The sequence below is a fragment of the Maridesulfovibrio spiralis (SeqCode) genome, from assembly GCF_048571135.1.
GTDB lineage: Bacteria > Desulfobacterota > Desulfovibrionia > Desulfovibrionales > Desulfovibrionaceae > Maridesulfovibrio > Maridesulfovibrio spiralis.
Genome location: NZ_CP182344.1, coordinates 2406416 through 2419798, shown reverse-complemented (window position 1 = coordinate 2419798; position 13383 = coordinate 2406416). Strand labels below are relative to the sequence as shown.

General features: G+C 49.1%; 15 protein-coding genes. 6 read left to right on the top strand and 9 right to left on the bottom strand.

Annotation, left to right across the window (positions count from 1 at the left end):
• Positions 1 to 42: 42 nt before the first annotated feature.
• Entirely contained in the window at positions 43 to 558 is a 516-nt protein-coding gene (locus tag ACNI29_RS10865; protein ID WP_419778397.1) for a C40 family peptidase, read from the bottom strand.
• Between the two features lie 295 nt (positions 559 to 853).
• On the opposite strand from ACNI29_RS10865, the gene ACNI29_RS10860 reads away from it, so the two are divergent.
• The 6 genes from ACNI29_RS10860 to ACNI29_RS10835 are packed head-to-tail and all read left to right on the top strand — an operon-like array spanning position 854 to position 5948.
• Positions 854 to 2758: an NADH-quinone oxidoreductase subunit 5 family protein gene (locus ACNI29_RS10860; RefSeq protein ID WP_419778396.1), complete on the top strand. Its 1905-nt coding sequence runs from the start codon at positions 854 to 856 to the stop codon at positions 2756 to 2758.
• Positions 2758 to 3606, top strand: a complete 849-nt coding sequence (locus ACNI29_RS10855; protein ID WP_419778395.1) for a respiratory chain complex I subunit 1 family protein — start codon at positions 2758 to 2760, stop codon at positions 3604 to 3606. Before ACNI29_RS10860 ends, ACNI29_RS10855 begins: the two co-directional genes overlap by 1 nt.
• 4 nt (positions 3607 to 3610) lie before the next feature.
• Positions 3611 to 4045, top strand: a complete 435-nt coding sequence (locus tag ACNI29_RS10850) for an NADH-quinone oxidoreductase subunit B family protein (RefSeq protein ID WP_419778394.1) — start codon at positions 3611 to 3613, stop codon at positions 4043 to 4045.
• A gap of 20 nt (positions 4046 to 4065) precedes the next feature.
• Positions 4066 to 4437: an NADH-quinone oxidoreductase subunit C gene (locus ACNI29_RS10845; RefSeq protein ID WP_419778393.1), complete on the top strand. Its 372-nt coding sequence runs from the start codon at positions 4066 to 4068 to the stop codon at positions 4435 to 4437.
• A 48-nt stretch (positions 4438 to 4485) separates the two neighbouring features.
• Positions 4486 to 5562, top strand: coding sequence for a hydrogenase large subunit (locus ACNI29_RS10840; protein ID WP_419778392.1), 1077 nt, complete (start codon positions 4486 to 4488; stop codon positions 5560 to 5562).
• Positions 5563 to 5573: 11 nt separating this feature from the next.
• On the top strand, positions 5574 to 5948 hold the full coding sequence (locus ACNI29_RS10835; RefSeq protein WP_419778391.1) for a 4Fe-4S dicluster domain-containing protein: 375 nt from the start codon (positions 5574 to 5576) through the stop codon (positions 5946 to 5948).
• A 95-nt stretch (positions 5949 to 6043) separates the two neighbouring features.
• Here the strand turns inward: ACNI29_RS10835 and ACNI29_RS10830 are convergent, their stop codons facing one another.
• The 8 genes from ACNI29_RS10830 to ACNI29_RS10795 all read right to left on the bottom strand — a co-directional run bounded on the left by ACNI29_RS10830 (position 6044) and on the right by ACNI29_RS10795 (position 13379).
• Positions 6044 to 6964, bottom strand: a complete 921-nt coding sequence (locus ACNI29_RS10830; RefSeq protein ID WP_419778390.1) for a hypothetical protein — start codon at positions 6962 to 6964, stop codon at positions 6044 to 6046.
• 53 nt (positions 6965 to 7017) lie between these two features.
• Positions 7018 to 8232: an ABC transporter permease gene (locus ACNI29_RS10825; RefSeq protein WP_419778389.1), complete on the bottom strand. Its 1215-nt coding sequence runs from the start codon at positions 8230 to 8232 to the stop codon at positions 7018 to 7020.
• On the bottom strand, positions 8232 to 8906 hold the full coding sequence (locus ACNI29_RS10820) for an ABC transporter ATP-binding protein (RefSeq protein WP_419778388.1): 675 nt from the start codon (positions 8904 to 8906) through the stop codon (positions 8232 to 8234). The genes ACNI29_RS10825 and ACNI29_RS10820 overlap by 1 nt, the downstream gene beginning before the upstream one ends.
• Before the next feature lie 11 nt (positions 8907 to 8917).
• Positions 8918 to 10147, bottom strand: a complete 1230-nt coding sequence (locus tag ACNI29_RS10815) for an efflux RND transporter periplasmic adaptor subunit (protein ID WP_419778387.1) — start codon at positions 10145 to 10147, stop codon at positions 8918 to 8920.
• 111 nt (positions 10148 to 10258) lie between these two features.
• Entirely contained in the window at positions 10259 to 10474 is a 216-nt protein-coding gene (locus ACNI29_RS10810) for a helix-turn-helix domain-containing protein (protein ID WP_419778386.1), read from the bottom strand.
• 9 nt (positions 10475 to 10483) lie between these two features.
• Positions 10484 to 11023 (bottom strand): DUF2975 domain-containing protein, encoded by a 540-nt coding sequence (locus ACNI29_RS10805; protein ID WP_419778385.1) that lies wholly within the window; start codon positions 11021 to 11023, stop codon positions 10484 to 10486.
• 174 nt (positions 11024 to 11197) lie between these two features.
• The gene (locus tag ACNI29_RS10800) at positions 11198 to 12073 is read right to left on the bottom strand and encodes an RluA family pseudouridine synthase (protein WP_419778384.1); all 876 of its coding nucleotides are present in this window, start codon (positions 12071 to 12073) and stop codon (positions 11198 to 11200) included.
• Between the two features lie 4 nt (positions 12074 to 12077).
• Positions 12078 to 13379 (bottom strand): TRAP transporter large permease, encoded by a 1302-nt coding sequence (locus ACNI29_RS10795; RefSeq protein WP_419778383.1) that lies wholly within the window; start codon positions 13377 to 13379, stop codon positions 12078 to 12080.
• Positions 13380 to 13383: the final 4 nt, after the last annotated feature.

The following is a 13383-nucleotide window of genomic DNA, read 5'->3' as shown; positions in this document are numbered from 1 at the left end:
ATTAAAAAAAAGGAGAGCCGCTCTAAGCAGCTCTCCTTTTTTTTATTTAATGACTCTTCGCGCACCTATGTAATATTTACGCCAATAACTCTTTTCCATGGATTCCTCACGCACCCTGTGCCCGCTCTTGGGACTGTGGATAAATGAGTATCCGTTCCCGGAATAAATCCCGGTATGCAGACTCTTGCCCTGCCCCGGAATTTTGAAAATCACAATATCTCCGGCCTGAATTCTACTTCTGCTCACCGGAACCCCGACTCTGTCCTGCTGCCATGATACACGGGGAACTTCGATCCCATGCCGCCGGTAGACCCACCAGACAAGCCCGGAACAATCAAAACCTTCTGAAGGTGAAGCCCCGCCCCATTTATATGATTTGCCTATCTGAGCACGGGCGATTTGCACTACCGACCTCTTCACCGCCGAAGAACCGGACACCCCGGCAGGAACGGAAGAGGGTCCGATTACTTTTTTTCCACACCCGGAAACCAGAAACAGCAGACAGAAAAAAAATAACAGCCAAAATATCCGTTTTTTATCGATGCCCCATTTACTCATAACATAGTTTCTATCTCGAATAATCGGCATTAACAATAGATTTAACCACTACCACCAGGAGAGATGGTTAAATTTTTCACAAAATAATTTGTAATTATCAGTAATTTCTATAGGTAGATAAACCCATTCAATCTCAAATAGCTGTTGACTTTTCTTCAAATTTTGAAGACAAATTTTTACAGTTTAGGTGTTAATTGTGAAACATTTTCAAGAGTTACACAAAACCTAAAAAGATAACACGGCTGAGGCGTTTTTTTCAAAATCTGGTACAACATCGCGTTACAGTGAGGTCCGTATGTTGCCCATGATGTTAGTTCTGGCCATCTTGTTGCCCTTGGTGGCTGCTGTCGGCTGCTATTTTCTGCGCGTAAGTGCGATCAGGTCCCTGATCGTTCTCGGCACAGGTGTAGTTCTTGCCGCGGTCTCCCTTGCCCTGCTCGGTCAAGGGACTTTTACCTATTCTCCAGGTACAATTGTTGGAATCAGCTGGGATTCCCTCGTAACCCTGGCGGATTTTGCCCTGCTTTTCGTAATGCTTTATTACGCGTTCAAACTTAAAAACCAGTTGATCAAGATCCTCGTGATCTTACAGATCATCCCGCTGGCTGCGTTTGAACTGTTCTTTGTCGACCATGCTGTCGAGACTCCCGCTATTTTTGCGGACAGCCTCTCGCTGATCATGGTTGCCATCATCTCCATCATCGGATCGCTGATCTGCTTCTTCGCGATTCCGTACATGAAAGAGCATGAAGAACACCTGCACTTGGTAAAATCCCGCCAGCCGCAATTCTTTTTCTTTCTCGTTCTGTTCCTCGGAGCAATGAACGGGCTGGTCCTTTCCAACAACATTCTCTGGCTCTACTTCTTCTTCGAAGTGACCACATTCTGTTCCTTCATGCTCATCGGGCATGACCAGACACAGATTGCGGTCAAGAACGCCACCCGTGCCCTGCTGCTTAACGCACTCGGCGGTGTTGCATTCGTCTTCGGTATGATCTGGGCCTACGCTGAAACCGGTTCCCTTGACCTGCAGGTCATCATTCAGGCCGGACCCATGGGCGGCCTCATGCTTGCTCCTCTGGGCCTTCTCTGTCTCGCCGGATTCACCAAAGCAGCTCAGGTTCCGTTCCAGAGCTGGCTGCTCGGTGCGATGGTCGCGCCTACTCCGGTTTCCGCACTGCTCCACTCCTCCACCATGGTTAAAGCCGGTGTTTACATCGTGCTGAGGCTTGCTCCCGCTTACGCAGGAACTTTCCTTAGCCAGGGTATTGCATTGTGTGGTGCGTTCACCTTTCTGGCCTGTGCCGCAATTGCGATCAGCCAGAGCAACGGTAAGAAAATTCTTGCCTATTCTACTATCAGTAACCTCGGTCTGATCATCTGTTGTGCCGGTCTTAATACCAGTTGGGCCATCACCGCAGCGATCATCCTGATCATCTTCCACGCAGTCTCCAAGGCCCTGCTCTTCCTGTGCGTCGGCACAATTGAGCACGGTATCGGCAGCCGCGACATCGAAGACATGCACGGCCTGTACCTCAAGATGCCCCGCACTGCGGTTATCACCATCGTGGGCGTCCTGACCATGCTGCTGCCTCCCTTCGGCGTTCTGCTCGGTAAGTGGATGGCAATTGAATCCGCATCCGGCGACATGTTCGTCATCACCATGCTCGCTCTTGGTAGTGCAGTCTCTCTGGTCTTCTGGGCCAGATGGGCAGGTATTCTGCTGACCGCACCTCTGCGCGACAAGGTTCCTGCGGAATCACAACCGATTCTGACCAGACTCACCCTTACCGCTCTTGCCGGTATTGCAGTGGTTCTGTCTTTCTTCTCTCCCATGATTTACACCAAGCTCATTGAGCCCATGGTCGGCAAATCCTTTGAAATCACAGCTGGCGTATTCGCATCCCCCATGGGTGTTTTCGCTGTCTACCCCATTTTCATCGTACTCGCCGCCGCGTTCATCTACTCATGGATTGAGACCAAGAAGTCTGCAAGCGATAAAACCTCCCAGACTTACATGTGTGGTGCCAACGTTCCTGAAACAGGTGTTCAGTCCTTCATCGGACCCATGAACGCACCTGTGGAGCTCAAGGCCAGCAACTACTACATGACCGAGTTCTTCGGAGAAGAAAAACTCACTCTGTGGATCAACTTCGTTGCTCTTGCTCTCATCGTTCTTATGCTGGGAGGAGCTCTGTAATGAAAGCAATAATTCTCATCATACTCGGCATCGTCATTGCTCCTGTACTGGGCGGCCTTATTGCCGGTCTTGACAGACGCCTTACCGCGCGTCTGCAGTCCCGCTTCGGTCCTCCGCTCCTGCAGCCCTTCTATGATGTCGCCAAACTGTTCGGTAAAGAAAAAGTTGTCAGCAACTTCTGGCAGGTTTTCTGTGCATGGGTTTACCTCATCGCAGCAGCCCTGTCCGTGGGCCTGCTCTTCGCAGGCAGTGACCTTCTCCTGATCTTCTTTGTTCAGGCTATCGGTGCTGTATTTCTGGTTATGGGTGGTCTTTCCACTCCTTCCCCTTACAGCCAGGTAGGTTCTCAGCGTGAGCTGATTCAGGTCCTGACCTACGAACCCCTCCTCATCCTCGTTTTCGCATCCATCTTCATGGTTACCGGAAGCTTCAGGGTTGACGAGATTCTCGCATACGAACAGCCTCTGCTCGTGCAGCTGCCGCTTATGTTCGTTGTGCTCGGCTACGCGCTGACCATCAAACTGAGAAAATCCCCCTTTGACTTCTCCACCTCCCACCACGGGCATCAGGAGATCGTTAAAGGTGTGCTTACCGAGTTCTCCGGTCCTTACCTCGGCATCATCGAAATCGGCCACTGGTATGAAACCGTATTCATTCTCGGTATCTGCGCCCTCTTCTGGCATACCAGCCTGGTGGGTTGCGTACTCCTGATCGCTTCTACCTACTTTGCAGAACTGATCATTGATAACACTATGGCGCGCATGACCTGGCGCTGGATGCTGAAGTACGTATGGAGCATCGGTCTGGCCATGTCTTTCGTCAACCTCATCTGGCTGTACGCAGGTTAAGCTTATGTTCAAGAAATTCATTGGAAATTCACGCGCCAAGTCTCCGTGGATCATGCATTTTGACTGCGGAAGCTGTAACGGCTGCGATATCGAAGTTCTGGCATGCCTGACACCGCTGTACGACGTTGAACGTTTCGGCATTGTCAACGTGGGTAACCCCAAGCACGCCGATGTCCTTCTGGTAACTGGAACCGTCAACCACAGAAACGCAAAAGTACTGCGCAACATCTACGATCAGATGCCTGATCCCAAAGGTGTTATCGCTATCGGTGCCTGCGGTCTGTCCGGCGGTATTTTCCGCGAGTGCTACAACGTTCTCGGCGGTATCGACAAGGTTATCCCGGTTGACGTTTACGTTCCCGGCTGCCCTGCGAAACCCGAAGCAATCATCGACGGCGTGGTCACAGCCCTTGCCAAGTTTGAAGGCCTTAAAGGCTAAACATTACGAGGGGTAAGATCGTGATTGAAAATCAGATAGATGTAACTCTGGAAAGCCTGGTAGGCGAAGTATCCAAGATGAAGAGTGACGGACAGCGCATGGTCACCTTCTCCTGCACCACCATCGGTGAAGGCCAAGCGGATATCATCTACCACTTTGATAAAAACGAAGTACTCACCAACCTGCGCCTGACCGTGGACATGGACAAGCCCGTGCCCTCCATCAGCGGTGTTTACTTCGCAGCACTGCTCATCGAAAACGAAATACAGGACCAGTTCGATATCAAGTTCGAAGGCCTCGTGCTCGACTTCGGCCGCAAGCTGTATCTCGATGATGAAGTAACCATCGTCCCCATGTGTAACAACACAAAGGCGATGAACGTAAAAAAATAACTCGTCTTCCCGGATGAACCCAAGACGAAAACAACTATAGGGTAAATTATGGCACGTACCATCATACCTTTCGGTCCGCAGCATCCGGTTCTCCCGGAGCCGCTGCATGTGAAGCTTGTCGTGGAAGACGAGATCGTACAGGAGGCCATTCCCGCGCTCGGATACGTTCACAGGGGTCTGGAAAAACTCGCTGAAATCCGCGATTACCACCAGATGATCCAAGTTGTAGAGCGTGTCTGCGGTATCTGCTCCAACATTCACTCAATGTGCTACTGTCAGGGCATTGAAGAAATCATGGGAATTGAAGTTCCCAGAAGAGCTGAGTACCTCCGCACCATATGGTCCGAACTTCACCGTATGCACAGCCACCTGCTCTGGCTGGGCCTCTTTGCCGATGCTTTCGGCTTCGAAGCCCTGTTCATGCAGTTCTGGCGCATCCGTGAACGCATCATGGACATCAACGAAGCAACCACAGGCAGCCGTGTTATCACTTCTGTCAACGTGGTCGGCGGTGTTCGTCAGGACCTGACCCCCGAGATGTGTTCCTGGATTCTTTCCGAAGTTGATACTGCGGTTAAAGAAATCAAAGAAATCCAGAACACCATCCTTAACGACTACACTGTGTGTGCCCGTACCAAGGGCGTAGGCGTTCTGACTAAAGAACAGGCTTACGATCTCGGTGCTGCAGGACCGACCCTGCGCGGTAGCGGCGTCGCTTCCGACATGCGTCTCCTGAAATACGCAGCATTTGATAAACTCGACTTCGAACCTATCGTAGAAAACGACGGTGACTGCTACGCACGTTCCACCGTACGTTTCCGCGAAACCCTGCAGTCCGCAGAACTGGTAAAACAGGCTATCGCAGGACTGCCGCAGGGAGACATTGCAGCTCCTTGCAAGGGTAATCCCGAAGGCGAAATTATTACCCGCGTGGAACAGCCCCGCGGTGAATGCCTCTACTACATCAAAGGTAGCGGCAAGAAGTTCCTTGACAGGGTCCGCATCAGAACACCCACGTTCGCAAACGTACCGCCGCTCCTGGCGATGCTGCCGAACTGCGAACTGGCTGATGTTCCGGTTATCATTCTGTCAATCGACCCGTGCATCAGCTGCACGGAACGCTAGGAGGCCGAGACATGCTTAACATGACTCCCACAGTACTGAAGAACCTCCTTCAAAAAAGCTCCACTCGCATGTACCCTGTCGAGAAGCGCGAGCCTTTTGAACGCTACAGAGGTGAACTGTTCAACAACATTGACGAGTGCATTTTCTGCAAAAAATGCCAGATTAAATGCCCTTCACAGTGCATTACCGTCACTAAAGATAAAGATAGCGGTACCGGAACATGGATCTGCGATCCATTTTCATGTGTCTACTGCTCCATCTGCGTCGACCACTGCCCGACCAACAGCCTGTACATGAAACCTGTACACCGCGCCCCGTCCGCAGAACGCGAAATGATGGAACAGACCGGTAAAATCAAACCGCCTAAGAAAAAAGCAAAGAAGTAATTCTATAGCTTAGTTCGAACTACAAAAATCCCCGTAATCTTCGGATTACGGGGATTTTTTTGCTTATAAAATTGTGAAGACCTAAATTATTCACTTTACAGGTCAAATTTAGATAACGAATCCCCTTTAATTAAATACGATTCCACCACATTCTCATCCATACAAAGCAGTTCCTCGGCATTTAATGAAAAGGGGTCATCTATCGGAACAATATGTCTGGTTTCCACAAAGCAATAGTACTCTTCAATATCCTTAATTCTGCTGAAACCTTCTTCCAAACTAAATGCTTCTGTGCATTGGGCAACCCATGCTTTTTTTACCTTGATTTCATCCTTGGAGACCGAAATTAAGGTTTTGATATTCTTGAAGTGATCATATATCACGTTCCAGTCAGACGGATTTCCCAGCTCTGCATTCCAATTCTTAATTGCTGAAAAATCGATTCCCACCTCCAGTGAAAGCACTTCACTGCCAAGAAAATAACAATCTTTCAGATAAGTGTTAATTACGGTTCTTGTTTCGACCAACGAACTGACAAGCTTATAAAAAGTATTCAGGAGATTCAGCGCAATATCTACTCTCTGCCGGATATCCAAACCACTTCTAGGATTGTGGACATGGTCTGACAAGACTGAATAGTACTCTGAATATGCTTTTGAACGCTCAAAAACATCCAGACCGCATGCTTCATCAAAAATACTGGGACTGAGACCGCCATGTAAATAATACATAAAAACCTTAAGCCTATACGGTTTAATCCCATGCTCATCTGCATACTTACAGGCATCCTTGTTCCAGCAGCATTGCTCAACTTCTTTTCTATCAAGTGGAACCATCCTCTCAATAAGCTCACGCAAGACAGCAGAAAAACTGACATTTCCTAATATCTTGTCTTCAAAAAGCGCTAAGCAAGACATCTCAAACAAAGCCTTGGAATTTCCCTTAAGAAAGCACTCGCATTTCACATAAACATCATTCAAATCACTATATTCATTTAAGTATGCACTTAAATCCATATCAACCACCCTGTTTATTAATAAGAAAAAGAATTAACAATCAGGAGTACATATCACTCATGCCGCAAAGCATCAATTGGATTCATACGAGCTGCACGGCGGGCAGGGAAATAACCGAAAACAACCCCGACCAGCCCCGAAAAAGCAAAACTGATTGCAATAATCCGCATATCAACCACGAAAGGAATGTTCATATAATTGCAGACGAACAGCGGCACGATCAGCCCAAGTGTAATCCCCAGCAACCCGCCAAACAGGGACAACACGACAGCTTCAACCAGAAACTGAATCAGGATATCATTCTCCTGCGCTCCGACGGCCATGCGAATACCTATTTCACGGGTCCTCTCAGTCACTGAAACAAGCATGATGTTCATGATTCCGATTCCGCCTACAAGCAGGCTTATTGCGGCAATGGCACTTATAAACGTTGTAAATGTTCCGGTCTGTTTCTCTACCGTCTTGATGATCTCTTTCATGTCCTCAATAGCAAAGTTGTTTCCGTGTCCCGGCGGAACCGGACGGCGTTCCAGCATTACCTGCTTAAGCTGACGCTTAAGCGTGCTCGAATCCTGCCCCGGTCCACAACCGACCAGAATCATATCCACATCTTTGCTGCCGGAAATACGGCGTTGGAAAAGCTTGAACGGCACAAGCACTACATCATCCTGCTCTTTACCGGCCAAAGACCCGCCCTTTGATTTGAGTACACCGATAACCTGATAAGCGAAGCGGTCTATGCGGATAGAATAACCGAGCGGGTCAGCCCCTTTAAAAAGATTCTTACTGACCTTTTCACCAATTATGCAGACGGATTTGCCTACCTTTTCTTCGCGCTGATTGAAAAAGCGACCGGATTTCACCTGCCAATTCCTGATAAAAAAATAACTGGTTTCTGTACCGGTAACGGATGTCCGGCAATTATTGTTGCCGTAGACAGCAACAGCTGCGGCCTCCGCAACAGGAGCAACCCCTCCACATTCCGGGAACTCACTTTTAAGAGCTTCCACATCTGAATTCTTAAAGGGGATAAGATTGGAAGTTTCCCCGGCAAAACCGACCCCGTTCTCCTCGTCGGGATAAATCATGATCATCTTGCTACCGAGACTTGAAATCTCGTTGGTCAATTTTTTACTGGCCCCCTGCCCGATAACCACTACAGCGATAACTGCCCCAACTCCGATCACAATACCCAGCACGGTTAAACAGGAGCGAAGCTTATTGCGTAACAAGGTGCGAAAAGAAAGAAGCACTGCCTGCAAAAACATCAGTGCCCTTCCTTGATAATTCTGCCGTCACGGAACTCAACGGTACGGGACGCCCAAAGAGCCATTTCCGGTTCATGCGTAACCATAACCACGGTAATACCATGCTCTTCCTGCAGGGAAGTCAACAGCCCCATTATCTCGGCACTGCGCGCGGAATCAAGATTCCCGGTCGGTTCATCAGCCAGAAGCAGGAAAGGATTGCAGACAATCGCCCTTGCAATTGCGACCCGTTGCTGCTGTCCACCGGACATCTCAGTTGTGGTATGCATAGCCCGGTCAGCCAGCCCGACTTTTTCAAGGGCATCATAAGCCATACGCCGACGCTCTTTTTTGCTCAGGCCGCGGTAAACAAGAGGCAACTCCACATTTTCCAAGGCAGTTGTTCTGCTGAGCAGATTAAATCCCTGAAAAACAAAGCCCAGATAATTCTGCCGTAATCGTGCTTTCTGGTTGCGGTTAAGGGAAGTCACTTCAATACCCTCAAACAAATATGATCCTGAAGTGGGATTATCAAGGCAGCCCAGAATATTCATTGTTGTGGATTTTCCTGAGCCGGAACTCCCCATGACCGCAAGGAACTCTCCATTACCAATTCGCAAATCAATCCCGTCCAAAGCCCGTACTTCAGCGCCGCCTGTGTTGTAAATCCGGGAGATATCCTTAAGTTCAATCATGATTCCGGCCCCTATTCCAATGAAAAGAGCATGCTGTTTTCCACCGGAACTTCAACCCGGGAAAGCACGACTTCATCACCTGTGCGAACATTACCATGCAAAATCTCGGTAAAGCGTCCGTTGCTGCTGCCTTTAAGCACAATTACTTTTTGCGGGATACCGTCCCTGAGAACCCATATATTGGCATTTTCAGAGGAAGGAGTGTTCTCTATATCCTCAGGAACGGTATCCAGGGGAGAAAAACGGAAAGCCCCGTTCGGAACAATCAGCTTATCGCAGACCTGCCTGATTTCAACTTTTGCGGCAGCTGTCATGCCCGGACGCAAAAGCTGTTCACTGTTATTTACCGAAAATATTCCCACATAAGTAACCACACCCTGCACCCGTTGCGGAGCATAACGCAGCTTGATAAATTGCGCTGTGAACTTCTTTCCGGCATAAGCATCCACCGTGAACACAGCCCTTTGACCGGGCTTTATTTTACCGACATCAGCCTCATCAATATTCAATTCAAGGCGCATCTCCTTGAGGCTGGTAGCCAGTGTATAGAGTTCAGGGGTACTCATCCCTGATGCAACAGCCTGCCCGGCTTCCACGTGCCGGGTCAGCACCAGCCCGTCGATGGGCGAAGTCATTGAAGTCTTTTGGAGATTGGCCTCGGCTTCATTAAGATTCGCCTCGGCCCGGCGGACCATTGCCTGGGCTTCAGCAAGGTGTGCGGAGGCCATATCCCGCGCTGCTATGGCACTGTCGAGATTCTTCCGGGAAACCGCGTCCTTGCTGTGCAACTTGCCCATACGGAGGCATTCTTTCTTTTTGTCCTTCAGATCAACCTCGGCCTTCCAGACATTTGCCCGCGATGAATCGAGAGCCGCCCGCAACTGGTTGACCCGAGCCTCCAATTCGTCAGTACGCATTCGGGCCAACAATTCGCCCTTTACCACCTTGTCGTTGTAATCCTTGAAAATTTTATCAATTGTCCCGGAAATCTCGCAACCAACGATAACCTTGTTACGCGGTTGTAAAGTCCCGCTGGCTGCCACAGCAACAGTGAAATTGCCGATTTTGGCAAGGCAGGTTTTGTATTCCACCTTTTCACTGCTGCCGGTGCCGAGTGTTACAAACACAGCCCCGGCAGATACTAATAGAAGCAGTATCAGAACCGGCTTCTTCCACTTGCTCTTGCTGCCCCCGCTAAGGGAGGCCGGATCAATTGTTCTTTTCTTGATCTGATTAGCCATTTTAACTCCTCCCGCTTTTATTGATGGGAATGGCAGAACCGGGGGAGGCCGGTTCTGCCGTAGGCCGGGACAACCATAACCCAGCCTGATTAAGGGGAGTCCTTAAATATTTTAATCATCGCCTTCAGCTTTGAACTCGAGAATATCTCCGGGTTGGCATCCCAGAAATCTGCAAATAGCATCAAGAGTGCTGAAGCGGATTGCCTTGGCTTTTCCGGTTTTGAGCACAGAAAGGTTCTGCGGGGTGATCCCCACGGCCTCGGCCAGTTCTTTTGATGAAACCTTTCTTTTCGCCAGCATCACATCGAGATTAATAAGTATTGCCATATCAACCTCTTAAATTGTGAGTTCCGCTTCGTCCTGAAGCTTGCGACCTTCATCCATAACCCACGAAATAGCCAGAATCACACAGGCGACGACGATATTACCAATATTAGCGTCATCAAAGCTGACCATGATCAACCGCTCACCGACCGGATTATTCATAGTTGCAATGTAGGAAACCGCAGTCTGAGTAAACGGGTAGATAACTTCACCGATCAGCAGTGCCCATGCAGCCTTGCTGTAGCAGGAGGAATTCTCAGCCGTAAAAATATGTCCCTGAGAATACAGTCCGAAGAGCTTAAACAACTGCCAACTGCAAAACATTCCCAGCACCGCATAAGGAGCAGAAGCCAAAAGCCCAAGAAACTTCTGACCCCCTGTCAGCGGCCCTAAATACTCCGGATCAAAATCCATTAAAAACTCAGAAATAAAATATGATTCAGGGTCGCCATCGAAAAGTACCCAGCAAGCAATTTCAAAGACAGGGATTATGATCAGTGCCACCAGAAAAGCATACTTGAGAAAGATGCTCATTCTTTTAATCTTGTTCATTTGTCTCTCCGTAAATTTTGTCACCCGTTTTCTAAATCATGAATTACGGCAATAAATTATCGTTTGTCAATAACTTTTAATTGCAAATCAAGAACACAACTATGCAAAGGGCAAAAAAAAACAGCTGAACAATGTCCAACTGTCTCAATCTAAATATAAAATTTCTTGATTATTTTAAGCTTGATCGGTGAAAAAATGATCAGAAATATCAGGAATACTACCCCAGTCAGGCGCGCAGGAAGCAATAAACCACGGGGTTTCAATGCGCAGGCAGTGCAACTTCATATTCCCTTTGGATGCGCCGTATTTCACATCACCGATAATTGGAAACCCGCGTGAAGAGAGCTGCACCCTTATCTGGTGGGTGCGTCCGGTATGCAGCTTGACCATGAGCAAAGATTTATCCCTGCCGATATCCAGCGGAAGAACAGAACTTAAAGCATCTTTACCGGACCCCACCTGCATTTTCTCGCGTCCTTTCGGACCGCATTTTTCCATCTTATCACGCAGGTCTGCCCAACCCTCATGAGACCAGCATCCTTCTACCTGTGCCAGATAAAACTTTCCACCCTCACCGTGTTCAGCAAAAAAATCCGAAAGATTCTTCTGACCCTGATGGGATTTGCCGGCCAGAATCAGGCCCGAGGTATCGCGGTCCAACCGATGGGCCGGGGCCGGTTTGTAGGGAGCATCAGCAAACATGGACAGCAAGCGATCTGCCACAGAATCATCATGACCGCTACCGCCCTGAGTCGTAAGCCCTACAGGTTTGCAGACGGCCAGATAATTTTCATCTTCATAGACAATCGGCAGCGCAGGCAGTTTCTTTTGCCTAAATTCTTCCGCACGGTAAGGGGGGATGCGCACAGTCTGCCCTTCACGAACCAGGTCAAAAGGCTTACGGCGCCCCTTGTCCACGCGCACGTTGCCTTTGCGAATCCAACGCATAATCGCGGAACGAGGTACGTCACTGCCGACCCTGCGTTCAAGAAAACGAACCAGCTTCTGTCCAGCCTCGGCTTTTGTTACTTGTACAAATTCAGCAGCCATCAAACTACAATAAACTTGGTAAGAAAGTCACTGTGGCGGGAACAGCAAGCATGAGCGCAACAAGAACTACATAGGCAATCATAAAATAACTTACACCCAGAAAAACCCGGTCAATTGAAACATCCTCAGCCATAGAGGCAACAATGAACGTTGTCACACCAACCGGGGGCGTAATCGCCCCAAGCGTTGTTACGATGGTAATAAGCACACCGAACCAGACTGGATCGTAACCCATTGCACTAACGATGGGAAAAAAGATCGGGATGGTAATCAACAGCAGGGCCAATGCATCCATGACCATACCGCCGATGATATAAATCACGCAGATGAGCAGGATGATGACTGTGGGCGGAATAGGCAACGCAGCCACGAAATTTGCAGCTTCAAAAGGAATACGGGTCACAGCCAGAAAACGACCGAAGATTACCGCTCCAAGCATAACCACCATGATCATACAGGAAACCTTGAGAGTGTCACTAACAGCAGCGGCAAAACGCTTAAAAGTCATTTCCCGCGAAACGATGCTGATCAAAAGCGCAAAGGCCGAACCTGCTGCTCCTGCCTCAGTGGGGGTAAACCAGCCCGCGAAAAGACCGCCCATGACCATAATAAAAAGAATTACCATTTCAATGGAACCGGGCAATGAGGCCATCTTTTCCTTAAAGGTGGCTTCCGGTCCGGCAGGCCCCCAGTCAGGATGAGTCACACACATCATGTAGACAGTGAGCAGGAAAAGGGCACAAAGCAGGACTCCGGGAATGACACCGCCCATAAACAGCCTACTGATGGATTCCCCGGTTTGCAAACCGATGATGATCAGTACAACACTGGGCGGGATGACTACGCCGAGAGTAGCCCCAGCGGCAACCGATCCGGTAGAAAGGATAGGGTTGTATTTAAATTTCTTCATTTCAGGCAGGGCCACGGTGGACATCGTCGCTGCGGTTGCGGTATTGGACCCGCAAATTGCCGCGAATCCGGCACAGGCCATAACGGTAGCCATAGCAATACCGCCCCGGATATGCCCCATCCAGGCATAAGCAGTCTTGTAGAGCCGTTCATTGACCCCGGAATAAAAACAGATCTGGCCCATGAGGATGAATAAGGGAATGACAGTCAGTCCGTAAGAGGAAAATACATTCCATATTTCAGTACCGAGCATCCCGTATGCAGCCTTGAGATTAAGGACCTTGGCAAAGCCGATAAACCCTATGATCCCCATGGCGAATCCCACGGGCACACGCAACACAAGAATAACCAGCAGCAGGCAGAGAACGCCTACAATTCCAACAGTAATCGGTTCCATAATA